This window comes from Streptomyces virginiae (assembly GCF_040638905.1).
GTDB classification, from domain to species: Bacteria; Actinomycetota; Actinomycetes; order Streptomycetales; family Streptomycetaceae; genus Streptomyces; species Streptomyces virginiae_B.
Window position 1 is genome coordinate 297,992 of record NZ_JBEZYV010000001.1, and the last position, 25,185, is coordinate 323,176.

The 25,185-nt window shown below is 72.8% G+C and carries 21 protein-coding genes and 1 pseudogene; 9 read left to right on the top strand and 13 right to left on the bottom strand.

Features of this window, described 5'->3' with window-relative positions; translation table 11 throughout:
- Positions 1–166: 166 nt before the first annotated feature.
- Both AB0F82_RS01510 and AB0F82_RS01515 read left to right on the top strand, forming a co-directional pair.
- Entirely contained in the window at positions 167–937 is a 771-nt protein-coding gene (locus AB0F82_RS01510) for a hypothetical protein (protein ID WP_362622556.1), read from the top strand.
- Positions 938–1,120: 183 nt separating this feature from the next.
- Positions 1,121–1,762 (top strand): hypothetical protein, encoded by a 642-nt coding sequence (locus tag AB0F82_RS01515; protein WP_356811007.1) that lies wholly within the window; start codon positions 1,121–1,123, stop codon positions 1,760–1,762.
- Positions 1,763–1,895: 133 nt separating this feature from the next.
- Here the strand turns inward: AB0F82_RS01515 and AB0F82_RS01520 are convergent, their stop codons facing one another.
- The gene (locus tag AB0F82_RS01520; protein WP_362622559.1) at positions 1,896–2,414 is read right to left on the bottom strand and encodes a hypothetical protein; all 519 of its coding nucleotides are present in this window, start codon (positions 2,412–2,414) and stop codon (positions 1,896–1,898) included.
- A gap of 376 nt (positions 2,415–2,790) precedes the next feature.
- Here AB0F82_RS01520 and AB0F82_RS01525 point away from each other — a divergent pair, with 376 nt between their 5' ends.
- Entirely contained in the window at positions 2,791–3,453 is a 663-nt protein-coding gene (locus AB0F82_RS01525) for a class F sortase (RefSeq protein WP_356815885.1), read from the top strand.
- A gap of 57 nt (positions 3,454–3,510) precedes the next feature.
- Here the strand turns inward: AB0F82_RS01525 and AB0F82_RS01530 are convergent, their stop codons facing one another.
- Both AB0F82_RS01530 and lysX read right to left on the bottom strand, forming a co-directional pair.
- Positions 3,511–4,425 (bottom strand): polysaccharide deacetylase family protein, encoded by a 915-nt coding sequence (locus AB0F82_RS01530; protein ID WP_362622562.1) that lies wholly within the window; start codon positions 4,423–4,425, stop codon positions 3,511–3,513.
- A 90-nt stretch (positions 4,426–4,515) separates the two neighbouring features.
- On the bottom strand, positions 4,516–7,818 hold the full coding sequence (gene lysX / locus AB0F82_RS01535; RefSeq protein WP_362622565.1) for a bifunctional lysylphosphatidylglycerol synthetase/lysine--tRNA ligase LysX: 3,303 nt from the start codon (positions 7,816–7,818) through the stop codon (positions 4,516–4,518).
- Positions 7,819–7,900: 82 nt separating this feature from the next.
- On the opposite strand from lysX, the gene AB0F82_RS01540 reads away from it, so the two are divergent.
- The gene (locus AB0F82_RS01540; protein ID WP_356815882.1) at positions 7,901–8,362 is read left to right on the top strand and encodes a universal stress protein; all 462 of its coding nucleotides are present in this window, start codon (positions 7,901–7,903) and stop codon (positions 8,360–8,362) included.
- A 99-nt stretch (positions 8,363–8,461) separates the two neighbouring features.
- On the opposite strand, the gene AB0F82_RS01545 is transcribed toward AB0F82_RS01540, so the two are convergent.
- A complete protein-coding gene (locus tag AB0F82_RS01545) occupies positions 8,462–9,658 on the bottom strand; it encodes a CapA family protein (protein ID WP_362622569.1) in 1,197 nt (398 codons plus the stop codon).
- 302 nt (positions 9,659–9,960) lie between these two features.
- On the opposite strand from AB0F82_RS01545, the gene AB0F82_RS01550 reads away from it, so the two are divergent.
- Together AB0F82_RS01550 and AB0F82_RS01555 are read left to right on the top strand one after the other, a co-directional pair.
- Positions 9,961–10,500 carry a sigma-70 family RNA polymerase sigma factor gene (locus tag AB0F82_RS01550; RefSeq protein WP_356815452.1) on the top strand — a complete coding sequence of 180 codons (540 nt, stop codon included), beginning with the start codon at positions 9,961–9,963 and terminating at the stop codon, positions 10,498–10,500.
- A gap of 230 nt (positions 10,501–10,730) precedes the next feature.
- Positions 10,731–11,195, top strand: coding sequence for a hypothetical protein (locus AB0F82_RS01555; protein WP_356815453.1), 465 nt, complete (start codon positions 10,731–10,733; stop codon positions 11,193–11,195).
- A gap of 3 nt (positions 11,196–11,198) precedes the next feature.
- On the opposite strand, the gene AB0F82_RS01560 is transcribed toward AB0F82_RS01555, so the two are convergent.
- The 5 genes from AB0F82_RS01560 to AB0F82_RS01580 all read right to left on the bottom strand — a co-directional run bounded on the left by AB0F82_RS01560 (position 11,199) and on the right by AB0F82_RS01580 (position 17,362).
- Positions 11,199–11,585, bottom strand: a complete 387-nt coding sequence (locus AB0F82_RS01560; protein WP_356815451.1) for a hypothetical protein — start codon at positions 11,583–11,585, stop codon at positions 11,199–11,201.
- A gap of 26 nt (positions 11,586–11,611) precedes the next feature.
- Entirely contained in the window at positions 11,612–12,472 is an 861-nt protein-coding gene (locus AB0F82_RS01565; protein WP_362622573.1) for an Fpg/Nei family DNA glycosylase, read from the bottom strand.
- 20 nt (positions 12,473–12,492) lie between these two features.
- Positions 12,493–13,746, bottom strand: coding sequence for a hypothetical protein (locus tag AB0F82_RS01570; protein ID WP_362622576.1), 1,254 nt, complete (start codon positions 13,744–13,746; stop codon positions 12,493–12,495).
- A 252-nt stretch (positions 13,747–13,998) separates the two neighbouring features.
- On the bottom strand, positions 13,999–16,062 hold the full coding sequence (locus tag AB0F82_RS01575; protein WP_362622579.1) for a SpoIIE family protein phosphatase: 2,064 nt from the start codon (positions 16,060–16,062) through the stop codon (positions 13,999–14,001).
- 7 nt (positions 16,063–16,069) lie between these two features.
- Positions 16,070–17,362 carry a DUF6777 domain-containing protein gene (locus AB0F82_RS01580; protein ID WP_362622582.1) on the bottom strand — a complete coding sequence of 431 codons (1,293 nt, stop codon included), beginning with the start codon at positions 17,360–17,362 and terminating at the stop codon, positions 16,070–16,072.
- 316 nt (positions 17,363–17,678) lie between these two features.
- Here AB0F82_RS01580 and AB0F82_RS01585 point away from each other — a divergent pair, with 316 nt between their 5' ends.
- Positions 17,679–19,118, top strand: a complete 1,440-nt coding sequence (locus tag AB0F82_RS01585) for a lipase maturation factor family protein (protein WP_362622585.1) — start codon at positions 17,679–17,681, stop codon at positions 19,116–19,118.
- Here the strand turns inward: AB0F82_RS01585 and AB0F82_RS01590 are convergent.
- The gene (locus AB0F82_RS01590) at positions 19,104–20,087 is read right to left on the bottom strand and encodes an NAD-dependent epimerase/dehydratase family protein (protein WP_362622588.1); all 984 of its coding nucleotides are present in this window, start codon (positions 20,085–20,087) and stop codon (positions 19,104–19,106) included. The genes AB0F82_RS01585 and AB0F82_RS01590 overlap by 15 nt on opposite strands.
- A 205-nt stretch (positions 20,088–20,292) precedes the next feature.
- A complete protein-coding gene (locus AB0F82_RS01595; protein WP_356815454.1) occupies positions 20,293–20,466 on the bottom strand; it encodes a hypothetical protein in 174 nt (57 codons plus the stop codon).
- A 339-nt stretch (positions 20,467–20,805) separates the two neighbouring features.
- Between AB0F82_RS01595 and AB0F82_RS38620 the strand changes: the two genes are divergently transcribed.
- Positions 20,806–21,081 (top strand): HD domain-containing protein, encoded by a 276-nt coding sequence (locus tag AB0F82_RS38620; RefSeq protein ID WP_436842006.1) that lies wholly within the window; start codon positions 20,806–20,808, stop codon positions 21,079–21,081.
- A gap of 17 nt (positions 21,082–21,098) precedes the next feature.
- Here the strand turns inward: AB0F82_RS38620 and AB0F82_RS01605 are convergent, their stop codons facing one another.
- Positions 21,099–22,586 (bottom strand): SDR family NAD(P)-dependent oxidoreductase, encoded by a 1,488-nt coding sequence (locus AB0F82_RS01605; protein ID WP_356815444.1) that lies wholly within the window; start codon positions 22,584–22,586, stop codon positions 21,099–21,101.
- Positions 22,587–22,876: 290 nt separating this feature from the next.
- Here AB0F82_RS01605 and AB0F82_RS01610 point away from each other — a divergent pair.
- Positions 22,877–23,689, top strand: a pseudogene (locus AB0F82_RS01610) (DMT family transporter); the annotation flags it as partial.
- Positions 23,690–23,713: 24 nt separating this feature from the next.
- On the opposite strand, the gene AB0F82_RS01615 reads toward AB0F82_RS01610, so the two are convergent.
- Positions 23,714–25,015 carry a transglycosylase family protein gene (locus tag AB0F82_RS01615; protein ID WP_362622591.1) on the bottom strand — a complete coding sequence of 434 codons (1,302 nt, stop codon included), beginning with the start codon at positions 25,013–25,015 and terminating at the stop codon, positions 23,714–23,716.
- Between the last annotated feature and the right edge of the window lie 170 nt (positions 25,016–25,185).

The window sequence follows — 25,185 nt, forward strand, 5'->3', positions numbered from 1 at the left end:
CGGAAACAGGTGGCCCGCCCGGCGTACCGCGCGCAAGCCCGTAAAACGGCCGAGCACCACGTCTCGCCGGTGACCTTCACCTTGCTGACCGCGGCTCCCGCGGTGCTCGCGATCGTCGCGCTGCGCCCGCGGTAATCCGCCCACCGTCAAACGATCTGGAGTCATCTTGTCGGAATGGCTCGTCCTGTCCCTCGCGATGGCCGCGGCCTGTGCCGTGGTGCTGTCCATCGCCTTCTTCAATCACCGCAGGATCGGCGACGACGACGATCCGAGCGAGACCCCGGACGTCATCGAGTACATGACGATGATGATCGGGGTGATCTACGCGATCGTGCTGGGCCTGGCGATCGCGGGCGTCTGGGAGGGCCGCGGAGCCGCCCAGGAATACGTGCGCCAGGAAGCACAGGCCCTGCACGAGATCAGCGTCCGCTCGCAGGTCTACCCGGCCGGGGTCCGGGCGAGGATCCGCTCCGACGTCGACGCGTACGTGACCTTCGTGGTGGACACCGAGTGGAAGGCGATGGCCGACGACGGCGAACTCACGGACCGCGGCGGGGAGCTGCTGGAACGTATCCGCCGGGACGTCACGGACTACGAGCCGCAGACCGATCACGAGGGCCAGGCCTACCAGCCGCTCGTCGACCAGGTCGCCGTTGTCGACGACGCCCGCAGCGCACGCGGCGCGAGCGCCGGGGCCACCATGCCGGGGGTGGTCTGGTTCGGGCTGATCACCGGAGCCCTGGTCACGGTGGGCCTGATCTTCACCCTGCAGATCAGGCGCTCGTTCCGGGAGATGCTGCTGGCCGGGCTCTTCAGCGCGCTGATCGCGTTCCTGCTGTTCCTGATCTGGGACTTCGACGCACCGTTCGGGCGGGGCATCTCGGCCACCGCCGAACCGTTCCTCACGCAGTTCTCCCACTTGGACCTGGGCGGCTGACACCGCCCGGCAAACCGGGGACGGGCCTCCCGTCCCCGGTTCGGCCTACCGCAATGCCCCATTCGCCCGTTCCTGATCGCGGGCCCCGCCACCCGCACCTAGCGTGGCGGACATCGAGGCGCACGACCCCCCACGTGCGGAAACCGTTCCGCGGCTGCTCCTCGGGGATCCGGAGAATCAACCATGGGTGCGATACGTACCTCCGCCACCGCCCTGCTGAGTGCCGGCGCCACGTTCGCCGTCCTCACCCTCGGAGCCCTCGGCGCGCCCGCCGCGTCCGCGGCCGAGGCCCGGTCCGAAGCCCAGGCCATGCCCCAGACCGAGAAGTACGCCGAGAGGCACGCCGAGCAGCGCGCCCGGCAGGTCTCGTTCGGCTTCACCCTCACCCCCTCGACCGTCGCCCCCGGCGGCCAGGTGGTGCTCGCGGTCAGCGGCTGCAACGCCGCCTACTCCACCGCCTCCTCCGGCGTCTTCGACACCGTGAGCATCGCGCGCGGCCAGACCGTGCGGGTCACCGTGGACCGGGACGCCCGGCCCGGAGCCCTGTACTCCGTCTCCTTCACGTGCAACGGGGAGACCGGCTCGGCCGACCTGACGATCGCCGGCGGCACGACCAGGCCCACGACGAGTTCGACGCGGACGGCCACCGCCACGGCCCCGGCCCCCGTCACGACCGGTGCGGCCCTGGGTGTCCGCGGCGGCCTGGGCGGCAGCGTGGCCGGAATGGACCCGGTGGAACTCGGTGCCGGCGCCGCTCTCTTCCTCGCCGCCGCGGGCGGGACGGCCTACGCCCTGCGCCGCAGGGCATCCGGCCGCGGTCACTGAATCCCCCGCATGTGCCGTTCCACCGCCGGTCGCCTCCACCGCCGGTCGCCCCGGTCCTCGGGGAGGACGCGGGGCGACCGGCGGGAGCGGGCGGCGGCTGGGGCGGACGGTGTCCGGCACGGAAGGCCGACGGTCAGCTCCGGCCGCGGAGCGGACGGCGGCGACGCATCACGTGGGCACCCGCGCCCAGGGCGGAGGCACCGACCAGGCCCGCACCGATGGCCGTCTCGGCGGTGGACGGGCCGAAGGAGCCGCCGATACCGCCCTGCGAGGGGTTGCCCTCCAGGATCCGGAAGCGGGCCGTGGCGATCAGGTTGCTGTCATTGCACTTGACCGACAGCGTGTGGGTGCCCGGAGAGGCGTGGTTGAAGATCCGCACGGTCGCGAACCCGATCGATCCGGCGGAGAGGTTGGCCGGCGAAAAGTTCCCGGGCGAGGTGACGGTACCGCCGTGACCGCAGCCCGCCGCGCTCACCTGCATCGTGGAACCCTGGTGCACGGCGAACGGGTTCACCGAGATGTTGCTGGGGCCGTTCCCACCCCCATTCCCACCCCGGCCCCCGGGGTCCTGGTTCGCGGAGGCGAGCGGGGCACTGAGGCCGAGGACGGCACAGGCTGCCGCCGTCACGGTAAGAGCGCGCAAGACACGCATGGTGGAACCTCCAGCGGAAAGCGCCCCGGAGCGTCGGCCCCGGATGATCGACGAGAACGCCTCCCACGTCGAACCCTCCGGTCGTACCGCAATCTCTGCATTTCCGGCTTTGGGCCGCCCGGTTGAGCGACACGCCGAAGCACGGCCGTCCGAGCTGACGGATCCGCAGGTCACGACCCGTCAGGCATTTATGTGACGATTACCTGGATGGACGCATCCCTTCCGGCCCCTTCCGGCCCCGTCCGCGGCCGGGGCCACCCGTTCGCCCCCTCCCCCCTCGCCGACCTGCCTCCCCGGCCTTAGCGTGCGTGCAGTAGGGCGTACAGGGGTGGGACAGGAACGCGGGTCGGGACCCCCGCGTCGGGAAGGGAGAACGATGGGCGAGGACGAGACAGGGCAGTCACGCAAACGCTCACCGTGGGGCGTACTCGCACTGGTCATGCTCACCGGACTCGCCATGGTGAGAAACGGCGTGAACATCGACGACGGACCGCCCCAGCCCACCGCGGCCTCGGCCGTCGCGGTGACGGCCGACCAGCTGCCGGCCAATCCGCCGACGCCGCCCGCGGACATGGAGTTGCTGGAGCACTCCTCCGTGCAGCGCATCCGGATCCCCACGATCAGCGTGGACGCGCCGGTGATGACGGTCGGGCTGGACGCGGAGGGCTGGATCGACGCCCCGCCACCGCAGGAGCGCAACCTCGCGGGCTGGTACCTCAACGGCATCTCGCCGGGGCAGCGCGGCTCGGCAGTGATCGTGGGGCACGTGGACAACGCACAGGGCCCGGCGGTCTTCTACGGCCTGGGCTCGGTCAAGCCGGGCAACCGCATCGAGGTGGAGCGCTACGACGGACGCACGGCGGTGTTCGAGGTGTACGGGGTGGAGGTGTTCTCCAAGGAGGCCTTCCCCGGATCCCGTGTGTACGGGGACACCGGGCACGCCGAACTCCGGGTGATCACCTGCGGCGGCGGCTACTCCAAGGCACGCGGGTACGACGGCAACGTGGTGGTCTTCGCCCGGATGGTAGAGGCCCGCTGAGCCGGGGCCGGGGAGGCCCCGGCCCCGCCCGCCATGGCGGGACCTTGACGACACGGCCTAGCGCGACGCCACGGCGGTCAGGGTGGGCAGCGTCATCCGGTAGCCCCGCGCGAGCAGTTGGGGCAGGTAGGAGGCGACGGCCTGGACGCTCTGCGTCCGGTTGCCGCCCGCGTCGTGCGACAGCACGATCGCGCGGGGGCCGGCGCCCCGCATGACACGGGAGACGATCGTGGTGACGCCGGGCTCCTCCCAGTCCAGGCTGTCCACGGTCCAGGCGAGCGGCTCCATCCCCAGCTCGGCCCCGATCTCGAAGGCGGCCCGGTTCCACGCCCCGTAGGGTGCCCGGAACCACTGCGGCGCCTCGCCGACGGCCTGCTGCACGACCTCGCTCGTGCGGCCGATCTCGACGGCGAGGGCGGGTCGGCTCAGCTTGGGGATGAGGGGGTGGGTCCAGGTGTGGTTGCCGATGACGTGCCCCTCGGCGACCATCCGGCGCAGCAGGTCCCGGTTCTCCGCGGCCATCTCGCCGCAGACGAAGAACATGGCGCGCACGCCGTGGCGGCCGAGGGTGTCGAGGATGGCCGGGGTGTAGCGGGGGTCCGGCCCGTCGTCGAAGGTGAGCACCATGGAGCTGTGCGTCCTTGCGTCGGCCGGGAGTTCGAGGATGGGCCGGGTCCGCACGGCCGGTTTCACGGCGGCCGGGCGGGCGGGGGCGTCCGCCGTCATGGGGCGCAAGCGGTAGGACTTCTCGGGCAGGGCCCGGGGCAGCGATCCGGGCGCCCCCGCCGCGGGGTTCGGGCCGGGCCCGGCGGCGGGCCCCGGTGCGCCGCCCGCGCCCGGCACACCGGATGGTCCGGGCGTACCGCCTTCGTTGCCGTTGCCGGTGGTGATCAGCCCGGCGGCTGCGACTCCGAGGAAGACGGCGGTGCGCAGGAGCACGCGCCGCCCTACTGTCGGCTCGTCATTTTTCATTATTACTACGTATCAACGACATCCCCGCAGATGTCGAGAGGCACGGACGCGCCCCGTTCCGCTCACTCGTGCGGACCACCCCACGAGCGGTCAGCCGCGCCGCACCAGGGGGAAGGGGAGGGTCTCGCGGATCGTCAGGCCGGTGAGGAACATGACGAGTCGGTCCACGCCGATGCCCAGGCCGCCGGTCGGCGGCATCGCGTATTCGAGGGCGTCCAGGAAGTCGTTGTCGAGTTCCATGGCCTCCGGGTCGCCGCCGGCCGCGAGCAGGGACTGGGCGGTGAGCCTGCGCCGCTGTTCGACGGGGTCGGTCAGCTCCGAGTAGGCGGTGCCCAGTTCGGTGCCGAAGGCGACGAGGTCCCAGCGCTCGGCGAGCCGGGGGTCCTTCCGGTGCTGGCGGGTGAGCGGGGAGACGTCGGTCGGGAAGTCCTTGTAGAAGGTGGGGAGTTCGGTCCGCTCCTCCACCAGCCGCTCGTACATCTCCAGGACCACGTCGGCGCGGGTGTCCTCCGGACCGTGCGGCACCTTGGCCCGGTCGCAGAGCCGGCGCAGCACGTGCTCCTCTGTGTCGGCGCCGACCTCCTCGCCGAGGGCCTCGCTGATGGCCCCGTACATGGTCTTCACCGGCCAGGACCCGGAGATGTCGTGGACGACGAGCTTGCCGTCGGCGTCCGCCTTGTGCGCGACCGGTGAGCCGTAGGCCGCAGTGGCGGCCGACTGGATCAGCTCCCGGGTGAGGCCGAGCATGACGTCGTAGTCGGCGAAGGCCTGGTAGGCCTCCAGCATCGTGAACTCGGGGTTGTGCTTGTACGAGACGCCCTCGTTGCGGAAGGTGCGGCCCATCTCGAAGACCTTCTCCATGCCGCCGACGCAGAGCCGTTTGAGGTACAGCTCGGGCGCGATGCGCAGGTAGAGGTCGAGGTCGTAGGCGTTGATGTGGGTGCGGAAGGGCCGGGCGTTGGCGCCGCCGTGGATCTGCTGGAGCATCGGGGTCTCGACCTCCAGGTAGCCGCGGTCGAGCAGGCCCTGGCGCAGGGCCTGGACCGCGCTGGAGCGGGCCCGTACGACGTCGCGCGCCTCGGGACTGGCAACGAGGTCGAGGTAGCGGCGGCGGACGCGGGCCTCCGGGTCGGCGAGGCCCTTGCGCTTGTCGGGGAGGGGGCGCAGGCACTTGCCGGTGAGCTGCCAGGACCGGACCACGAGGGAGAGCTCGCCGGTCCTGCTGGCGCCCGGCTCGCCGGTCACGAGCACGTGGTCGCCGAAGTCGGCCTGGGAGGTGAAGGACCCCAGCACCTCGGCGCCGGCCTCGTCACGGGTCAGCATCAGCTGTATGTCGCCGGACCAGTCGCGCAGGACGGCGAAGACGACTCCGCCGAGGTCGCGTACGACCATCACGCGCCCGGCGAGGGTGGCCTGCCCGCCGGTCCGGGCACCGGGCGGGTGGCTCGGGTGGGCCGCCTTCAGCTGGGCGACGGTGTGGGTCCGCAGGCGGATTCCGACCGGGTAGGGGTCGGTGCCGGAGGCCCGGATGCGGTCCAGTTTGGCGTGGCGGACGCGCACCTGTTCGGGCAGCCGTTCGCCGGGCACGCCCGGGAGCTCCTCCCCCACGGCGTCCAGGCCCAGGGACTCGATCGGGGGCAGCCCCTCGGTGGTGGCGGGGGCGGTGACGCCCTTGGGGTGTCCGTTGCCCCACAGGGTGCGCAGGCTGGGTACGGAGACGAAGCCCTCGGCGATGCCGGAGGCGAGGCTGACCCGGGCGAGCGAGCCGGCGTCCTGGTAGCACAGGAACCGCGGGAACCACTCGGGGCCGTACTTGACGTTCGATCGGTACAGCGCCTCCAGCTGCCACCAGCGCGAGAAGAAGAGCAGCAGCTTGCGCCACACCTTGAGGACGGGACCGGCCCCGATGCGGCCGCCCTCCTCGAAGGCGGAGCGGAAGACGGCGAAGTTGAGGGAGATCCGGCGCACCCCGAGGCCGGGGGCGGCGGCGCACAGTTCGGCGACCATGAACTCCATGACCCCGTTGGGCGCGGTGCGGTCGCGGCGCATCAGGTCGAGGGAGATTCCGTCCCTGCCCCAGGGAACGAAGGAGAGCAGGGCGATCAGCTCGTCCTTGTCGTCGAAGGCCTCGACCAGCAGGCACTCCCCGTCGGCCGGGTCGCCGAGCCGGTCCAGGGCCATGGAGAAGCCCCGTTCGGTCTCGGTGTCCCGCCAGCGGTCCGCCCGGTCGATGATGGTCCGCATCTCGTCCTCGGACAGGGCCGAGTGGCGGCGGATGACGGTGGTCGCGCCGGCGCGCTTGACGCGGTTGACGGCCTGGCGGGTGACGCGCATGTCCCGGCCGTCGAGGTCGAAGTGGGCGACGTGCAGGATGGCCTCGTCGCCCAGTTGGAGGGCGCTCAGCCCGGAGCGGGCGTAGGCGGTGGCGCCGTCCTCGGACGCGCCCATCACGGCGGGCTGCCAGCCGTAGCGGCCGGCCACGGCCAGCCAGGCGTCGATGGCGGGGGTCCAGGCGGCCGGGTCGCCCACCGGGTCGCCGCTGGCGAGGCAGACGCCGGCTTCGACGCGGTAGGTGACGCCGGCCCTGCCGTTGGGGGCGAAGACGACGGCCTTGTCGCGCCGGGTGGCGAAGTAGCCGAGCGAGTCGGCCCGTCCGTACGCGCCGAGCAGGGCCCGGATGCGGGGTTCCTCGTCGCCGTGCAGGGCGGCGGTCAGGCGCTGGGAGCGGAAGAGGGTCGCGGCCGCGTTCAGCAGGGCGGCGGCGCCGAAGAGGCCGAGGAGGAAGTACAGCGGCCTGGGCGGGCGGCCGTCGAACTGCCGGGCCGAGAAGAGGCCGCCGAAGACCTGTTTGGCGGCCCAGTCCAGCCACTGGCCGCGGGGCAGGGAGCCGGGGAAGAGGGCGACGAGCGCCCAGCCCAGGAGGACGGCGGCGAGCATGCCGAGGCCGAGCACGATCAGGGCGTGCCACAGCGCCCCGGGCCGGGACGCGGCGTAGAACTCCCTGCGGGCGGCGATGAGTAGGGCCATGGCGGCGACGGCCAGGGCCATCGAGGAGATGCCGGTCCAGTAGTCGCCGACGGCGATGTCCAGCAGGTCGTCGACGATCAGCAGGGCCAGATAGGTGATGACCATCCACCAGGCGACCTTCTTGCGGGTGCCGAGGGCAGCGGCGAAGAGGAAGAGGAAGACGGCGTAGGCGAGGTTCGCGCTGACCGGTACGACGATCAGGTCGAGGAACCGTACGACGTGCCGCAGGAGCCGCCGCAGCGTCGGGGAGAGCGCGAGCAGTGCGCACAGCAGGCCGATCGTCCCGAAGAACGCGCCGAACCCGTCGGGCACCCGGTTCAGGAAGCGGTTCCGGGTCCCGTGCGTGTCCTCCACGGTGGCACTCATGGTTCGCACTGTAGGGAGGGGTGCGCCGGTGCGCGCGCCGAGCGGGTGGGGGCGTCTGCACGCCACCGCCTATCCTCGCAGGGTGACGGAGCACGTGAACACGGGATTCGAACGCGGTACCGACGGCCCGAAGGTGATCCTGGCCGGGGTGGACGGTTCCGAGTCCTCGCTCCGGGCGGCGGCCTACGCGGCCGGACTGGCCCGGCGGCAGAACGCCCTGCTGGCGCTGGTGTACGTCCAGCCGGTGGTGCCGGCCGGGGCGGCACTCGGCGCGCCCGTGGCCGACACCACCGGGGAGATCGCGGAGGGGCTGGTGGCCGAGATCCGCGAGTCGGCGGAGCGGCTCAAGGGCATCTACGAGGTGCGCTGGGAGTTCCACACCTTCCGCGGCGACCCCTACGCCGGCCTCGTGAGCGCGGCGCAGGAGCTGATGGCGGACGCGGTGGTGGTCGGCGCCTCGGAGCAGGCGGGCCACCGCATCGTCGGCTCGGTGGCGATCCGCCTGGTCAAGGCGGGCCGCTGGCCGGTGACCGTGGTCCCCTGACCGAGCCCGCCGGCGGGGCGCCCGTTGCACGGACGGGTGAGCCGGGGCCGTGCGGACCTGTGGGTCCGGCACGAGGCGCCCCGGACGCCAACAGAGCCGTCATCGAGCAGCCGTCAGTCCGTCCTTGGCGGCGCCGCGGCTGAGGACCGCCTCGGTGATCTCGTCACGGGCGGCCTCGTAGTCCTCCCGGCCGGGATCCTTCGCCAGGGCGTCGGGCAGGTGGACGACGCGGCCGGCGGCCAGGTCCATCATCTGCGGCACGAACTCCGCCTTGGTGACCTGCCAGCGCTGCCCGGCCGCGGCCGGCGGGGCGAAGGTGAAGCGGCCGATCGAGCCGTAGTTTCCGCGCAGGTCGCGCGCGCCCGTGTGGTTGAACATCTCGCCCGCCACCTGGTCGCCCATGCCGTAGACGATCCAGGTCCCGTTGACCTTCTCGTAGGGCTGCGGGATGTGCGCGTGGGTGCCGAGGATGAGGTCGATGTCGGGCCGGCCGCCGGTCTGCGAGGCGGTCAGGGCCTTGCCCAGCGAGAGCTGGGTCCCGTCGGGTTCGGTCTGCCACTCCGTGCCCCAGTGGACGCTCACCAGCACCACGTCCGCGCCCGCCTTCCGGGCGGCCCGGGCATCCGCGACGATCTCGTCCTGCTTCATCAAATTGACCGCCCACGGCCGGCCGTCCGGCAGCGGGTAGCCGTTGGTGTCGTAGGTGTAGGCGAGGTGCGCCACCTTGGCCAAGCCGGCCGTGTACGTGGTCACCTTGGCCGCCTCGGCCGCCGTACGGGCCGAGCCGGCGTGCCCCAGGCCGACCTTGTCGAAGCGGTCGAGGGTGCGGCGCAGCCCGGCGGCGCCGTCGTCGAGGGTGTGGTTCGAGGCGGTGGAGCAGCCGTCGTAGCCGGCGTCCTTGAGGCCGTCGGCGACCTCCGGCGGGGACTTGAAGGCCGGGTAGCCGGAGAAGGGCCCGCCCTCCTCCCCGTAGATGGTCTCCATGTGGCAGAGGGCCAGGTCGGCCCCCGAGACCATGGCCTTGACGCCGGAGAACATCGGCCGGAAGTCGTAACCGTCGTCCTGCGCGTCGTCCGCGGCGCGCTGGATGACCGAGGTGTGCGGCAGTACGTCGCCGCTCGCGACCAGGGTGAAGCCCCTGGCGGCGGGCGCCCCGCCGGCGCTGGAGGGGGCCGGCGGGGCCGACTCCCCCAGGCGGGCCGGTGCGGTGCCCCCGGCTGCCGAGCATCCCGCCGCCGCGGACAGCAGGAGGGCGGAGAGCAGGGCGACCGCCCTCGGCCGGGTGCGCGTGGTCATCAATCGGCTCCCATTTATACGACTATCTGACATGTCATCATCTGTAATGCATATAACAACACGCAGTAAGTCAAGAACCGGATCCGCACCCCACCGACGGACCCACTCGAACGGCGGACACGGCACGGCCTGCCGTTCGCCGCGCCGTTCGACCGTTCACCGCCCGGCACGGCCGCCCGTCGGACCACCCGGGTGCTTGGGCGCAACGCCGGGGTATGACGGTTCCGGGTGGGCTCTGCGCAGGTCAGGGTGGACGGGGCGCCGCCCCCAAGGACCCCCGCGCACCCCGGAAGGAGCCACTCGTGCCGCTCTCCCCCACCCTCCCGCGTACGGATCCCGAGGCCCTGGCCGAACTCCAGCGCGACCACGGGCGGGCCCTGTTCGGTTTCCTGGTCGGCCTCACCGCCGGCGACGCCCAGCGCGCGGAGGACCTCGTGCAGGAGACCCTCGTACGGGTCTGGCAGCACCCGGAGGCCCTGGCCAGCGGACACGACTCCATGCGCCCCTGGCTGTTCACGGTGGCCCGGCGGCTCGCGATCGACGCCCGGCGGGCCCGGCTGTCACGGCCACTGGAAGTGGACCCCGAGGGGTTGGAGCAGGCCCCCGCCGTCGAGGACGCGGTGGCCGGGTCCGTCACGGCGATCGACGTGCGGCGGGCCGTGGGATCCCTGGGGCCGGAGCACCGCGAGGTGCTGCTCCAGGTCTACTTCCGGGACCGGTCGGTCGCCGAGGCCGCCGCCGAACTCGGCATCCCGGCCGGGACCGTCAAGTCCCGCACCTACTACGCCCTGCGTGCCCTGAGGAAGGACCTGCAGGGGTACGGCTACGGCCTCGGCGCCTGAGCCCTGCGGGTCCGCGAACGGATCCCGCAACGCCGTGAAGGGATGCGGACCGGACATAAAGCGCATCGAATTCGACAGAACACCGTCCAAGTTGAGTAAACAACCCCCGCTCCGTGAGCCGCTCGGTGAAGGCTCGGGGCTGACGACGGGACGCTCGACGCGCGGGAGAAGGTGGAACGGTGCAGCCCGAGGGTACGAACGGCACCAGTGACGGAGGGCTCGCGGTGCCCATGGCCTGGCTCTACGCCGAGTACATCGCCGACGAACTGCTGCGGACGGGCCGGCTGATCCCGGTCAGCACCCTGGAGTTCCGGGCCGGACGCGACACGCTCGCCCTGACCATCTACCTCTCCGACGCGGCAGGCGAGCTCTCCGGGATCCGCGTGGTCTCGCAGCTCGACGAGTGGCTGTCGCTGACGGCGTACGGACACCCCTGGCGCGACTGGGTGCACACCCGCTTCCTCGACCTCGGCGAAGCGGCCCGGGAAGGCGGCCGCGGCGAGGACCCCGACCTGGAACTGGCCCGGGCGGCCTGGCGCTGGCTGGACGGCACCGAACTGTTCGCCACCAATCTCGATCCCGGGCGGCACGGCCACGCCGACAGCCCGTACGAACTGGACGAGAACGCGCGCGTGTGGACCCCCGCCTGGCAGCTCGGGCTGCCCCTGGGCCACCTGGCGATGCACCTCTTCTGACGGCTACGACCGGTCGGCCGGATCCATCACCAGGCCCGTGAAATCGGCCTCGTTGCGCTCCGCCCGCCGGACGTACCACCGGGCGATCAGCCACATCACCGGATAGACCAGCAGCCCCAGCACCAGCCAGACGAGCGGGCCGGGCCTCGCCCGCGGCGCCGCGAACACCAGCGGCAGCGTCCCGACCAGCGACACCAGCGCGGCCAGGGCCCCCAGGCCCGCGCGCAGCTGGCTGCGCATGAGGGCCCGTACGTAGGTGGCCCCGAGGGTGGTCTGTTCGGAGATCTCCGAACGCGCCGGGGTGTGGGCGGGCGCCCGGCGGCGGGCGCCCCGGGGAACCCCGGTGACGATCTCGCGCCGGGGCGGCGACTGCTGCTGCTCCTCGGCCATGGTGCCGGAGTCTACGCAGCGCCCCGCTATTTGAGGAGGCGCGAGAGCCGCCGGTCGGCGAGCGGCTTCCCGCCGGTCTGGCAGGTGGGGCAGTACTCAAGCGAGGAGTCGGCGAAGGACACCGAGCGGATCGTGTCCCCGCACACCGGGCACGTCTCGCCGGCCCGGCCGTGCACGCGCAGCCCGCTCTTCTTCTCGGCCTTGAGCTTCCCGGCGGCGACCCCGTGCGCCCGGCCGACCGCCTCGCGCAGGGTGTCCCGGACGGCGGCGTGGAGCTGCGTGGCCTGCTCCTCGCCGAAGGAGGAGGCGAGCTTGAACGGCGACACCCGGGCGGCGTGCAGGATCTCGTCGCTGTAGGCGTTGCCGATCCCAGCGATCACGCTCTGGTCGCGCAGGACGCCCTTGATCTGGCGCCGTTCCCCCACGAGGAGCGCGGCGAAGGCGTCCCGGTCGAAGTCCTCGGCGAGCGGATCGGGGCCGAGGCGGGCGATGCCGGGCAGCTCCTGCGGGTCGTGGACCACGTACACGGCGAGCCGTTTCTGGGTCCCTGCCTCGGTGAGGTCGAAGCCGTCCCCGCCCTCCAGTACGACGCGCAGCGCCAGCGGGCCCTTTCCGGGGCGCGGCGGCTGCGCCGGCAGGGATTCCTGCCAGCGCAGCCAGCCGGCCCGGGCCAGGTGGGTGACGAGGTGGAGCTCGCCGATCCGCAGGTCGAGGAACTTCCCGTGCCGGACGACGGCTCCGGCGGGCTGCCCTTCGAGGGCGGTCAGCGGCGGGTCGTACGTCTTGAGCACGCTCACCGCGAGCGGGAGGATGCGCTCGACCACCCGCCCGGTGAGGTGCTCGTCGAGGTACTCGCGCAGAGCCTCGACCTCGGGCAGTTCCGGCATGGTCCCAGCCTGCCGCCGCCTCAGGCGAAACGCGAGCTGGGAACGGGGCCGGGTGACGGGACCCGGTCCCGGGGGGCCGCGAGCCAGCCGGGGGCGACGCCGGCCGCGAAGGCGCGGAATGCCTTGTCCGGATCGGGCGGGGCCGCTCCGTCGCCGCCGTCCGGAGCCGGGTCCGCCGCGGCGATGTCCCGGGCGATCTCCTCCTCGGGCCGGTCGTCGTCCCGCCAGGGCGGAACCACGAACTGGCACAGCAGCGTGCTGAAGTCGGCGCTCACCGCGGGCGGCCCGGTCCAGCAGGTGGCGTGCTCGGACAGGACCTGGCCGTCGGTGCGCGCGTGCAGCGTACGGACGAGGTCCGGGTCGACCTTGGTCAGGTCGTACGCGACGACGAGGGTGTCCGTGCGGTCCGGCCGGTACGGGACGGCGGGCAGGCCGAGCACCGCGGCGGCGGCGAGGCCGAGGATCCGCTCGGACCGGCCGGGCAGCAGCGAGACGCTCCCGGGGCGGCGCCCGGCGGCCTCCAGGGCGAGGCCGAGGCGGGCCAGGCCGAGGCGGCACTGCTCGTGGGTGTCGCCGAGGTAGGCGTACCGGCCGGTCATCCCGGCGTCCCAGCCGTACGGGGACAGGGTGCCGAGCAGTCCGCCCGTGAGGCCGTAGTGCCAGCCGCGCAGGTCGGCCGGGCCGAGCGGGTCGGGGTGTCCGGCGCTCCGCTGTGCGCGGCGGGACTGCCCGCTGCGCAGGACCTGGCGGGCCTGGCGGTCCCGGGCCGGCGACCACTGCGGGTCCTCGGGCGCGGGGAGACCCGGCAGCAGCCCCTCGGCGGTGTCCAGGTCTCCGGCGAACAGGGTGTTGTGCACCAGGAGGTACGTCTCGGGCCAGGCGGGCAGCCGGTCGCCGCGGGCGGCGAGCAGTGCGGCGGCCTCGGTGTGCCGGTGCTCGTCCTCCAGGGCGGAGACCAGCTCGGCGAGGAGCGTGCGCGATTCGGGGAGCAGCCGGAGGGCCTCGCGCAGGGGTGCGACGGCGAGGAAGGCGATGCCGCGCTCGACGCAGGCGTACCCGAAGTCGTAGAGCGCCTGCGGTTCGTGGGTGCGTTCGGCGGCCTTGCGGGCGGCGTCGGCCAGATCCTCGAACCGGGCCCTGTCGGCCAGGGCCCTGGTGGCCTCGGCGAGTTCGGCGATCGGTGCCGTCTCGGCGTGCGGTCGCAGAGACCGGACCGCTCCGGGCAGATCGTCCTGCTGCAGCAAACGGCTTACTTCGTCCATGGCGTTGGTCATCGCCCCCGATCCTCACGGACCCCGCACCGTCCCCGCAACGGACTTTCCCGGCCCCGGCACCCGTCGCGCCCGGGCGGCGGGTGGAGCGGCAGGACGACGTGGAAGCGTGGCAGGAGCTGGGATGGCAGCGCGCGCTTCTCACCGCAGAGTTTCCCGCTGGATCGGTGCAGCTGCCCCGCAGTGGCGGGGAGTCGGCAATCGCCCCTGCCAACACCGGCCGGCACACCGGCCGGCACACCGGCCGGACGGCGCCTAGCCCATGACGAACTCGCACCACACGCACTTGCCGCTGCCGCGCGGCTCCACTCCCCACACGTCGGCCAGCCGGTCCACCAGCATCAGGCCCCGGCCCGAGACCCCGGAGTCGCCCGCCTCCCGTCGGCGCGGGAGCGCGCTGGAGCGGTCGGCGACCTCCACGCGCAGTCTGCGCTGGTGGCCCGCCAGGATGCGCAGGGTCACGATGGCGGGGCCGTCCGTGTGCATGAGCGCGTTCACGATCAGCTCGTCGGCAACCAGCTCGATCTCGTCGGCCCGCTCCCGCGCGCCCCAGGCGCGCACCGCCGCTCCGATCATGTGGCGGGCGGCCACCAGGGCCTCCGGGTCGCCCGGTGCCACGTGCTGCTGCAGCCGGCCGCCGCCGGGCGGGGCGGGTGCGGGTCGGCGGCGCAGCAGCAGGAGGGCCATGTCGTCGTTGCCGCCGCGTTCGGTGGCGATCTCGCACAGCCGGTCGGCCAGCAGCTGGAGGTCGGCGGGACCGCTGCGGATGTGGGAGGCCAGCGCGTGGATCCCGTCGTCGAGGTCGGCGCCGGGGTGTTCGACGAGGCCGTCGGTGCACAGCAGGAGCGTTTCTCCCGGATCGAGTTCCACCGTGGTCACCGGATATTCGAGCCGGCCGAACTCCGCCGAGAGGCCGAGCGGCATGCCGCCGCCCACCGGCAGCCGGTGGCAGTCGCCGTCGCGGGTGCGCAGGAGCGGGTCGATGTGGCCCGCGCGGACCACCTGGAGCACCCCGGTGGAGAGGTCGGCCTCCACGTACGTGCACGTCGCGAAGCGTTCGGTGTCCAGTTCGTGGAGGAAGACGGAGGCCCTGGCCATGACCGTGCCGGGCGAGTGCCCCTCGGCGGCGTAGGCGCGCAGCACGATCCTCAGCTGGCCCATGACCGCGGCCGCGTGGGTGTCGTGGCCCTGGACGTCGCCGATGACGGCGCCGACGCGGCCGCCGGGCAGCGGGATGACGTCGTACCAGTCGCCGCCGATGTCCTGGCCCATCCGGGCGGAGCGGTACCGTACGGCGATCTCCCCGCCGGGCACCGCGGGGATCCGCCGGGGCAGCATGGCCTGCTGGAGGCCCTCGGCCAGGTCGTGCTCCTGTTCCAGCAGCATGGCGCGCTGGAGGCTCTGCGCGATGCTGCTGCCGAGGGCGACGAGCAGGTTGCGCTCCTCCTGGGTGAAGCCGTCCTTGTCCTGGTAGAGCAGTCCGATGGCTCCGATCGGGCGGGCCTGGGCGATGAGCGGCAGATAGGCCGCCGCCGAGATCCGCATGTAGGAGATCTTCGTCCAGAGCGCCGGATAGTCCTTGGCGAACTCCTCGGCCGAGTCGAGGAAGCGGGGCTGGAGGGAGCGGACGACCTCGCTCATCGGGTACTGCTCGTCGATGCGGGTGTAGCGGGTCCCGGGGACGAAGCTGCCTTCCGGGCCTTCGGCCACGAGGTGGATCCGGCCGGCTTCGACGAGTCCCATCACCATGCCCATCGAGCCCAGCCGTTCCAGGCCGTGGGCGTCGCCGAGCGCGTCGATGACGTCCTGCACGGTGCGGGCGTGGGCGAGGGCGGCGGTCGTGCTCTCGACCACCGAGGTCTGCCGGCGGCGTTCCTCGTCGAGTCCGAGCCGTTCCGCCGAGTGGCTGAGTTCCTCCGTCGCGTCCCGGACGATGCCGATGATCCGGTGGGGCCGCCCGTCCGGGCCGCGCATGACGCGGCCCTGGGTGTGCGTCCAGCGCAGCCGCCCGTCCCGGCAGCGGATGCGGAAGTAGGCGCCGTAGCTGTCGCCCTTGCTCTTGAGGGCGGAGGAGACCATGGCGTCGAGCCGGGCCGACTCGGTTGGCGGGACGCGCGGGGAGAGGGACTCGGGCCGGCCGTCGTACTCGTCGGGGGTCGTGTCGAAGACGTCGAGGGCGGCTTCGTCCATGTGCATGAGCCCGGTGACCAGGTCCCAGTCGAAACTTCCCATGCGGTTGAGCGAGAGCGACCGGTCCGGGTGTGCGGGCCAGTCGTCCGGCAGCGATACGGTGGTCGGCACCGGTCCACCATGACACACGGGCCGGTCAGGCGCTCTCCAGCGGGTGGCCCGGTTCGGAGGTCGGCATCAGGTCCGGGTCGACGTAGGGGTCGGCGGAGGGATCGGAGGGATCGGCGGAGGGGTTCGTGTACGGATCGGCGTAGGGGTCGGCGTACGGATCCGTGGAGGGGTCCGCGGGGGGATCGGCGTACGGGTCCTGGGGATCGCCGGGCTGCGTCGTCGATCCGCCGGGCCAGGGCGGGAGCACCGGATCGGCCGGGTCCTGCGTCAGCTGGTCGGAGGGGACGTCCGAGGGGACGTCCGACGGCGGCCGCTTCTGCGGCTGCTGGGGCTGGCGCGGCCGGGTGGAGGGGCCCAGGGGCACGGAGGGGCTCTGCTGCGCGTTCCCTCCCGGCGAGCTCTGCGAGGACGGGTTCGACGGGCAGGCCGCCGGACCGGATCCCGCTGTGCTCGGGCAGGGCTCGGCCGACGCGGCACCGGACGGGACGGCGGGGCCTTCCGGGATGCCGTCGGCCGGGTCGTACGGGGGCAGGGCCTGCGGGGTCCGGTCCTGCGCGCCGTCGTCACCGCGCCTGCGCTCGATCCAGGTGTTGTCGGCGATGTTGACGATCACCAGGTTGTTGATCACGTGGGTGGTGGGTTCGATGACGACGACCTGGTTGGGCTGGTAGCCGTGCCACGGGTCGCCCTTGTGGACGGGGCTCCCCTTGGCCGCGCGGGGGGAGCCCAGCGGGTTGCCGCAGCCGCACCGGACCCGGGGCATGCCGTGCTCGTCTACGAGGACGGCAGTACCCGCCTGGAGGACGGACTGGTAGCCGTCGGCGCGGCCGCCGCGGAAGCCGTGGTTGGTGACGCGGGTGTCGGCGCGCAGTACGACGGGGGTCAGCCCGCGCAGGAAGTCGGGGATGCCGGCCTCCTCGATGCCGGACGCCTGGGCGAAGGCCCGGGCCTTCGCGCTGTCGTCGGTCAGGTGGCGGACCTGCTGTTCCACGTCGCAGCTGCCGAGCCGCTGGGTACCGCCGTAGAGGCCGGGGGTGGCCGCGTTGACCGTGCGGATGCCCTGCCCGGTGGGGTTGGGCAGCGGGGGCTGGACGGGGGCCGACTCGCCGGTGGCCGAGGATGCGGTGAAGGGGTCCGGGCCGACGTTGGCCACCGGCTGGAGGTACACCTCCTGGCTCTCGGGTCCGGCGCCGCCGGTCGGCTCGTCGTGTCCGCCGCAGGCTGCGGCGAACAGCCCGAGCAGGGCGAAGAGGGCGGCGCCCGCCGGTGCCTGACGACGCGACGCCTGACGAGGTGTCGGAAGTGACGGTCCGTTCACAATTTCTCCCTTTTCGCCCCGATTACTCCCTCTTGTCTGCCGCATCCGCGCGTGAGCCGCAACCGGAGCGCTCCTTGAACATGTCCAAGGAAACCCCTAGGCTCACCGCTTCGAGTTGAACGCGTTCAGGGCGTCGGCACGCGGGCCGTCTCCGAGTCGGCCGGGGCGGCCGTGACCGCCTTCAGCCGCCCGAACCGCTGGTACACCGCCTCGCCGGACCGGGGGTCCCCTTCCTCCGGCGGCACTGCGCCCGCCGGATCGGTCGTCGGCTGCGCGAGCTGGCCGGCGCCGGCTGACCAGGCCGATACTGGAGGAGATGGACTGGTTCACGGCGCCCGGGTACTGGCTCGCCCGGCTGGTCTTCCAGCGGGCCCTGGCCGGTGTCTACCTCGTCGCCTTCGTCGGGGCCGCCCTGCAGTTCCGGGCCCTGATCGGGGCGCACGGCATGCTGCCCGTACCGCGCTACGTACGGTACGTGCCCTTCCGGCGCGCCCCGAGCCTGTTCCAACTGCGCTACTCGGACCGGCTCTTCGCGGGCTGCGCCTGGACCGGAGCCGCGCTTGCGGCGGCCCTGGCGGCCGGGGCCGGGGACGAGGTGCCGCTGGCCGCGGCCATGGCGATGTGGGCCGTGCTGTGGGTGCTGTACCTCTCCATCGTGAACGTCGGCCAGACCTGGTACTCCTTCGGCTGGGAGTCGCTGCTGCTGGAGGTCGGCTTCCTCGCGGTGTTCCTCGGCAACGCCCGGGCCGGGCCGCCGGTGCTGGTGCTGTGGCTGCTGCGCTGGGTGCTCTTCCGCGTGGAGTTCGGAGCCGGGCTGATCAAGATGCGCGGCGACCCCTGCTGGCGCAAGCTGACCTGCCTGTACTTCCACCACGAGACGCAGCCGATGGCGGGGCCGTTCAGCTGGTTCTTCCACCACCTGCCGAAGCCGCTGCACCGGGTGGAGTGCGCCGCCAACCACGTGACCCAGCTGGTCGTCCCGGTGCTGCTGTTCACCCCGCAGCCGGTGGCCTCGTACGCCGCCGGGGCGGTCATCGCGACACAGCTGTGGCTGGTGCTGTCGGGGAACTTCGCCTGGCTGAACTGGCTGACGATCACCCTCGCCGTGTCGGCCGTGGACTTCACCGGGCTCGCGGGACCGCCCCCGGCCGCCGCCTCGCGGCCGGCTCCCGTGTGGTTCGTGGTGCTGGTCTGCGCGGTGACCGCCCTGGTGCTGTTCCTCAGCCGCCGCCCGGTGCTCAACATGGTCTCGCGCCGCCAGGTGATGAACCGGTCCTTCGACGCGCTGCACCTGGTCAACACCTACGGGGCCTTCGGGTCGGTGGGTCGGGTCCGCATGGAGGTGGCGGTCGAGGGCACCGCGGACCGCGTGCCGCGCGAGGACGGCGACTGGAAGGAGTACGGCTTCAGGGGCAAGCCGGGCGAGCCGGGCAGGCTGCCGCGCCAGTTCGCCCCCTACCACCTGCGCCTGGACTGGCTGATGTGGTTCGCGGCGATCTCGCCGGGCTATGCGCGCGACTGGTTCGGGCCGTTCGTGGAGCGGCTGCTGGCGGGCGACCGGGACACGCTGCGGCTGCTGCGCCACAACCCGTTCCCGGACACCCCGCCCGTGCACGTCCGCGCCCTGCTCTACCGCTACCGCTTCACCACGTGGCGGGAGCTGCGCGAGACCGGCGCCTGGTGGCACCGCACGCTGGTGCGCGAGTACCTCCCGCCGACCCGGCTCGCGGACGCCTGGCTGTCAGAGCCCGAGTAGCGCGGCCTCCCGCTCGGCGTCGAGTCCGGGGACCGGCCGGTCGGCCCGCTGCGGGGCCCGGCCGTCGAGGGTGCGCAGCCAGGCCCAGGTGTCGGCCACTGTCTCCTCCACGGGGCGGCACTTCAGGCCGGTCTCCAGCGCCCTGGTCACGTCCCCGCCGAACATGTGGTCGTACGACTCGCCCTCGGGGAGCCAGACCGGCAGCTCGGTCCAGGGCTCCACGCCGGCGTCGAGGATCGGTGCCGGGTCGGTCCAGCGCAGCTCGGCGTTCCCGCCGGTGACGGCGGCGCAGGCGTCGAGGAGGGTGCCCATGGTGGCGTGCCCGGTCGGGGAGACCAGGTTGTAGGGGCCGCCGAGCCCGGCATCGGCGGCGTCCAGGGTCCAGCGCGCGAGGTCGCGTACGTCGATGTACTGGATCGGGAGTCCGCTCGGGCCGGGGGCGAGCACCGGGCCGCCTTGCGCGATGCGGTTCAGCCACCACGGCAGCCGGCCGACGTTCTCGTAGGGGCCGAGGATCAGCCCGGCGCGCACCAGCAGGGCGCGGTCCGCGAAGGCGTCCAGCGCGGCGAGTTCGCCGCCCCTCTTGTCCTCGGCGTAGGCGGTCGCCGCGGCGTGGGGCGAGCCCTCGACGAGGGGGCCGTCCTCGTCCTGCCCGGCGGGGGCCGGGTAGGCGTAGACCGAGCGGCTGGAAACGTACGCGTACCTTCCGGCCCGGCCGCTCAGCAGGCGGGCGCTGTCGCGCACCGCCGTGGGGGCGCCGCCCCAGGTGTCGACGACGAGGTCCCACTCCCCCTCGGCGAGGGCGGCCGGCCCACCGGGAGCGGTGCGGTCGCCGTGCAGGGCACGGGTGCCCGGCGGGGGCGCGTGGTGCCCCCGGTGGAAGACGGTCACCTCCCAGCCCCGGGCGAGGGCGTCCTCGGTGATCGCGCGTCCGACGAATTCGGTACCACCCAGCATCAGCAGCTTCATGCGATCACCCTGGACCGGCGGACCGGGCCGCGGAAGCGTTGATCGCTCTCGGCGATGACGCTCAGGGCGTAGCGGGCCCGTGCGCAGCGGGCCGGTGTGCGGCCGGCCGGTGTGCGGCGGGCAGGGCAGCGCCCCCGGTGCGGGTGGGCACGAGGGGGCGCTTGTCACCGCTCTGCGGGCGAGTGGGGGACGGGGTCCCCCCGGGCTAGTCGATGCCGGGCAGGATGTGGGCTTCCGCCAGGTCGTCCTCGTACCCGGCCAGCCGGATCGGGGCGGAGCGCGCCCAGACTTCGAGGCTTCCGAGTTCGTCGGACCGCGTCTTGGCATGCGATCCGGTCCGCTCCAGCAACTTCGGTTCGGGCTGCGTCTTTTCAGTCACCGCGCACTCCTCTGTGTCGCGTAACCCGGCAGGCTGACCGCGAGCCGGGCAAGGGATCAAGGGTTCCGGACGCGGTGGCGCCTTAGTGGAGCGCGGCCCGGATGGGGGCCGTCTTGATGCCCCAGAGTACACATATGAGCGGACCTCCGCTCGATAGGAAGGCAAAATCCGCTGCGCCCTCTTAGTTTCGTCCCGAGTTCAGCAAGTCGTAGGCCGGCGGGCACGTCGGGGGCGGTGTGCTCGGACCCGGATGCGCGAGGCGTGACGGAGGGGGTCGGCGGTGTCGAGGTCCGGAGTACCGGAGGCTCAAGTGCCGTACGTACAAGCGTTGTTGAGATCATGGAACTGCTGCACGGCAGCCGCGACGACCGCGCCCTGCGGACTGCGGCACTGCTTCGCCGCTCGTATGCCGCCGACAAGGAACTGCAGCTCGCGGGCTTGCTGCACGACATCGGCCAGATGCTCCGTCCGGGTGACGGAGCGCGACACGCCGTAAGCGCAGCGGAGGCGGCGCGCCCCCTGCTGGAGCTGGTCGCGGCCGGGTCCTGTCGGACGGCCGGGTACGCGACCGGCCCCCTCGGTTCACCGAGGGGGCCGGTCAGGAGCGTGCGGTAGGGCCGGGGCCGCCGGGGCTACCAGTTCGCCGGGGCGTAGTCCTTGAGGAAGACGCCGAACAGGTCCTCGCCGGCCTCGCCGCGCACGATCGGGTCGTAGACTCGGGCCGCGCCGTCGACCAGGTCGAGCGGGGCGTGGAAGCCCTCCTCGGCGAGGCGGAGCTTGTCGAAGTGCGGGCGCTCGTCGGTGATCCAGCCGGTGTCGACCGAGGTCATCAGGATGCGGTCGGTCTGGAACATCTCCTGGCCGCTGGTCCGCGTCACCATGTTCATCGCGGCCTTGGCGGCGTTGGTGTTCGGGTGCCCCGCACCCTTGTAGCCGCGGCTGAAGACGCCCTCCATCGCCGAGACGTTGACGACGTACGCCCGTCCGTTGGCTGCCTTGCGGGCGGCATCCGCCATGGCCGGCCGCAGGGCGCTGATCAGGATGAACGGCGACGTGTAGTTGCACAGCTGGGTCTCGAGCAGCTCCACGGGGGAGATCTGGTCGATGGTCTGCACCCAGGTGTTGCTGTCGACGACGTCGGGCAGCAGGCCGCCGGCGTCGATGGCGGTGCCGGCGAGGTGCCGCTCCAGGCTGGCGTTGCCCGCGACCAGCGCGAGGTCGGCGACCTTCTGCGCCTCGAGTCCGCTCACGCCGACGGGCAGCGCCGCGAGGCCGTCGACCGCCCCGGAGTTGAAGGCGCCGATGACGTGGTGGGCGGGGAGTTCACCGGCGGGCAGCGGGGCGGACTCCCCCTCGACCAGTGCCGCATAGGCGCTGGGCAGGCGGCGCACGGTCTGTGTCGCGTTGTTGATCAGGATGTCGAGCGGGCCCGCCCCGGCCACCTGGTCGGCGAGGGCCACGGCCTGGGCCGGGTCGCGCAGGTCGATGCCGACGACCTCCAGGCGGTGCATCCAGTCCGCCGAGTCCTCCATCGCCTTGAAGCGGCGGATGGCGTCCTTGGGGAAGCGCGTGGTGATCGTGGTGTGGGCGCCGTCGCGCAGCAGCCGCAGCGCGATGTACATGCCGATCTTGGCTCGGCCGCCGGTGAGGAGCGCGCGCTTGCCGGAGAGGTCGGCGCGGGCCTCCCGCTTGGCTCGGTTCTCGGCGGCGCAGCCCGGGCAGAGCTGGTGGTAGAAGTAGTCGACCTCGACGTACCGCGTCTTGCAGACGTAGCAGGAGCGCGGGCGCTGGAGTATCCCGGCGATCCGGCCGGCCTCCGTGACCGAGGAGGGCAGGATTCCCTCGGTCTCGTCGTCGATCCGCTCGGCGGAGCCGGTCGCGGTCGCCTCGGTGACGGCCTTGTCGTTGGCGGTCTTGGCGGCGCGGCGCTCCTGTCGGCGGCGCTGCTTGACCGTCCGGTAGACACCGGCCGTGGCGCGGCGGACGGCGATGGCGTCCGGGTGGTCGACGTCGATCTCGTCCAGTTCGGCGAGCACGTCGAGGCAGAGCGCCAGCCGCTCGGGGTCGATGCCCGGTCCGTAGGCCTGAGCCTGGTCGTGGCTGTCTTCGGTCACCGTCATGGCCGCTGCCGTTCCTTGATCACTCGTCCGCATCCGCCTGCTGCGGAGGTCCTCAAAAGGGAAACTGTACGGATCCCATACGCCCCGAGCCAAACCCGCGGGCCGACGCCTCACACATCGCGAACAGGCCGTTACCGTACGGATCCCCATGGTAACCGTGGGGCACGATAGGGGTGGCGCTGCGCTGGTGGAAGGACCACGCTGCGTACTCCCGTACTACGTCGGGAGTATGACTCGTGACCACCTGTGGGCGGAGGAATAGCGCAGATGGGTCGGGCATTGTGGACCTTATGAGTGCACTGGCGCTGTCGGTCCTGCTCTGCCTGGTGTCCGCCGTCGCGTACGCGGGCGGCGCGATCGTCCAGGAGAGGGTCGCGGCGAGCACGCCGGACCGGCGGTACGCGCCGCTGCGCCGGGGCGGCTGGTGGGTGGCGGTCGGGCTGAACGGCCTCGGCGCGCTGCTGCACGTGGTGGCGCTCGCGTACGGGCCGCTGAGCCTGGTCCAGCCGCTCGGGGCCCTCACCATCGTCTTCGCCCTGCCGATGGCGGCCGTCCTCGTACGGCGCCGGGCGGGCGCGGCGGCCTGGCGCGGGGCGGTGCTGGCGACGGTCGGACTGGCCGGGCTGCTGGCGCTGACCGGCGGGGCCGGGCGGGCGGAGCAGCCGCTGGCGGACGCCGAGCGGAGCCTGCTGTTCGCGGTGACGGGGGCGGTGGTCGCGGCGCTGTTCCTGGCGGCGCACCGGATGCACCGGGTGGTGCTGCACAGCGTGTTGCTCGCCGCGGCGGCCGGTACGGCCTTCGGCATGGCCTCGGTGTTCACCAAGTCGGTCGCGGAGAACGTCGAGGCGGGCGCGCCGGCCGGCCTGTGGGTGGACCTGGCGGCGATCGCCGTGCTCGCGTCGGCCGGGCTGCTGCTGTCGCAGGCGGCCTACCGGGGCGCCGGGCTGACGGCGCCGCTGGCCACGGTGACGGTGGTCAATCCGGTGGTCGCGGCGACCGTCGGCATCACGCTCTTCGGCGAGGGCTTCCGCTACGGGGCCGCGGGCACGGCGGCGGCACTGGCCAGCGCCGTGCTGGCGGCGGCCGGCCTGGTCCTGCTCACGGCCGTGCCGCCGCACGAGCGCGGGTCAGATGCGGACTCCGTGACCGCGCAGGTACTTCAGCGGGTCGATGTCGGAGCCGTAGCCGGGTCCGGTGCGGATCTCGAAGTGCAGGTGCGGGCCGGTGCTGTTGCCGGTCGAGCCGGAGCGGCCGATGCGCTGGCCTCCGGAGACCTGCTGGCCGGCCTTCACGCCGAGGGCCGAGAGATGGGCGTACTGCGAGTAACGGCCGTCGGTGTGCCGGATGACGACCTGGTAGCCGTAGGCGCCGGCCCAGCCGGCGGAGACGATCTGGCCGGGTCCGACGGACTTGACGGTGGTACCGGTGGCCACGGGGAAGTCGACGCCGGTGTGGTAGCCGCTGGACCAGGAGGATCCCGAGACGCGGTAGGCCGTGCCGAGGGCGGCGTCGACGGGAGCGGAGAACCCGCTCGTGGCAGGCTTCTGCTGCGCTGAGGCGGGCTGGGTCTCGGGCTTCCCGGCGGGTTTTTCCGCCGGTTTCGCGGCGGGCTTCCCGGCCGGTTTCGGGGTCACCTTCTCCACGGGCTTCGGCGCGGGCCGCTCGGCCGGCTTCTCCGCGGCCGGCTCCCCCGGCTTGACCGGCTCGGCGGTCCGCGGCGGCTTCTCCGGGTTCTGCGCGGGCGGGGACGGCGGGGCGGTGGTGACCCGCATCGTGAGGCGCTGGCCGGGGAAGATCAGGTTCGGGTTGTCTCCGACGACGGCCCGGTTGGTCTCGTAGAGCGCCTGCCATCCACCCTCGACGTGCTGCTCGGTGGCTATCGCGGAGAGCGAGTCGCCCGGCGCGACGACGTACGGGTTCGGCAGGACCGAGGTCCCGGTCGGGCGGGGCGTGCTCCCCTGCACCGGAGTGGTCCGCACCTCCTGGGTCCGGGGCTGCGAACGCGCCTCGGGCTGCGCGGGGACCTGCGCGGCGAGGACCGGCGACGGACCGCCGCGGGTGAGCCCCGCGCCCTTGCCGCAGTGGGGCCATGCCCCGGGCCCCTGCCCCTTGAGGACCTTCTCGGCGACCGCGATCTGCTGCTCCTTGGTGGCCAGGTCCGCACGCGGGGCGTACGTGGCGCCGCCGAAGGCCCGCCAGGTGCTCTGGCTGAACTGGAGTCCGCCGTAATAGCCGTTGCCGGTGTTGATGCGCCAGTTGTTCGTCGACTCGCAGGCGGCGACCTTGTTCCAGGTGTCCACGGAGGCGGCGTCGGCGACTCCGGCGCCCATGAGCGGGAGCGCGATACCGGCGCCCCCGGCGGTGACGGCCAACGAGGCCCGGTTGATACTGCTCGGCTGATACCGGCGGTGCCGGCCCCGTACGCCCATGGGAGCCCCCCTCGAAGACATCAGGAATCGCACAACGTAACGTCGGGATCATTGCATGACAAGGGAGCAACGGGGCGCTCTTCAGCGGAACTTGACAAGGACTCGACGGGCCGCGGCGCCGCACGGCCGACAGCGGGGTAGCGTCGGGCACAGCCCGCACACCGAAGCAC

Excerpts from the sequence above, each read along its gene's own strand:
- AB0F82_RS01560 (WP_356815451.1), bottom strand. The coding sequence starts at position 11,585 with ATGGCCGAGGAGCAGCAGCAGTCGCCGCCCCGGCGCGAGATCGTCACC.
- AB0F82_RS01585 (WP_362622585.1), top strand. The coding sequence starts at position 17,679 with ATGGACTGGTTCACGGCGCCCGGGTACTGGCTCGCCCGGCTGGTCTTC.
- AB0F82_RS01520 (WP_362622559.1), bottom strand. The coding sequence starts at position 2,414 with ATGCGTGTCTTGCGCGCTCTTACCGTGACGGCGGCAGCCTGTGCCGTC.
- AB0F82_RS01565 (WP_362622573.1), bottom strand. The coding sequence starts at position 12,472 with ATGCCGGAACTGCCCGAGGTCGAGGCTCTGCGCGAGTACCTCGACGAG.
- AB0F82_RS38620 (WP_436842006.1), top strand. The coding sequence starts at position 20,806 with ATGGAACTGCTGCACGGCAGCCGCGACGACCGCGCCCTGCGGACTGCG.
- AB0F82_RS01555 (WP_356815453.1), top strand. The coding sequence starts at position 10,731 with ATGGCCTGGCTCTACGCCGAGTACATCGCCGACGAACTGCTGCGGACG.
- AB0F82_RS01525 (WP_356815885.1), top strand. The coding sequence starts at position 2,791 with ATGGGCGAGGACGAGACAGGGCAGTCACGCAAACGCTCACCGTGGGGC.
- lysX (WP_362622565.1), bottom strand. The coding sequence starts at position 7,818 with ATGAGTGCCACCGTGGAGGACACGCACGGGACCCGGAACCGCTTCCTG.
- AB0F82_RS01545 (WP_362622569.1), bottom strand. The coding sequence starts at position 9,658 with ATGACCACGCGCACCCGGCCGAGGGCGGTCGCCCTGCTCTCCGCCCTC.
- AB0F82_RS01590 (WP_362622588.1), bottom strand. The coding sequence starts at position 20,087 with ATGAAGCTGCTGATGCTGGGTGGTACCGAATTCGTCGGACGCGCGATC.
- AB0F82_RS01570 (WP_362622576.1), bottom strand. The coding sequence starts at position 13,746 with ATGACCAACGCCATGGACGAAGTAAGCCGTTTGCTGCAGCAGGACGAT.
- AB0F82_RS01615 (WP_362622591.1), bottom strand. The coding sequence starts at position 25,015 with ATGGGCGTACGGGGCCGGCACCGCCGGTATCAGCCGAGCAGTATCAAC.
- AB0F82_RS01605 (WP_356815444.1), bottom strand. The coding sequence starts at position 22,586 with ATGACGGTGACCGAAGACAGCCACGACCAGGCTCAGGCCTACGGACCG.
- AB0F82_RS01515 (WP_356811007.1), top strand. The coding sequence starts at position 1,121 with ATGGGTGCGATACGTACCTCCGCCACCGCCCTGCTGAGTGCCGGCGCC.
- AB0F82_RS01530 (WP_362622562.1), bottom strand. The coding sequence starts at position 4,425 with ATGAAAAATGACGAGCCGACAGTAGGGCGGCGCGTGCTCCTGCGCACC.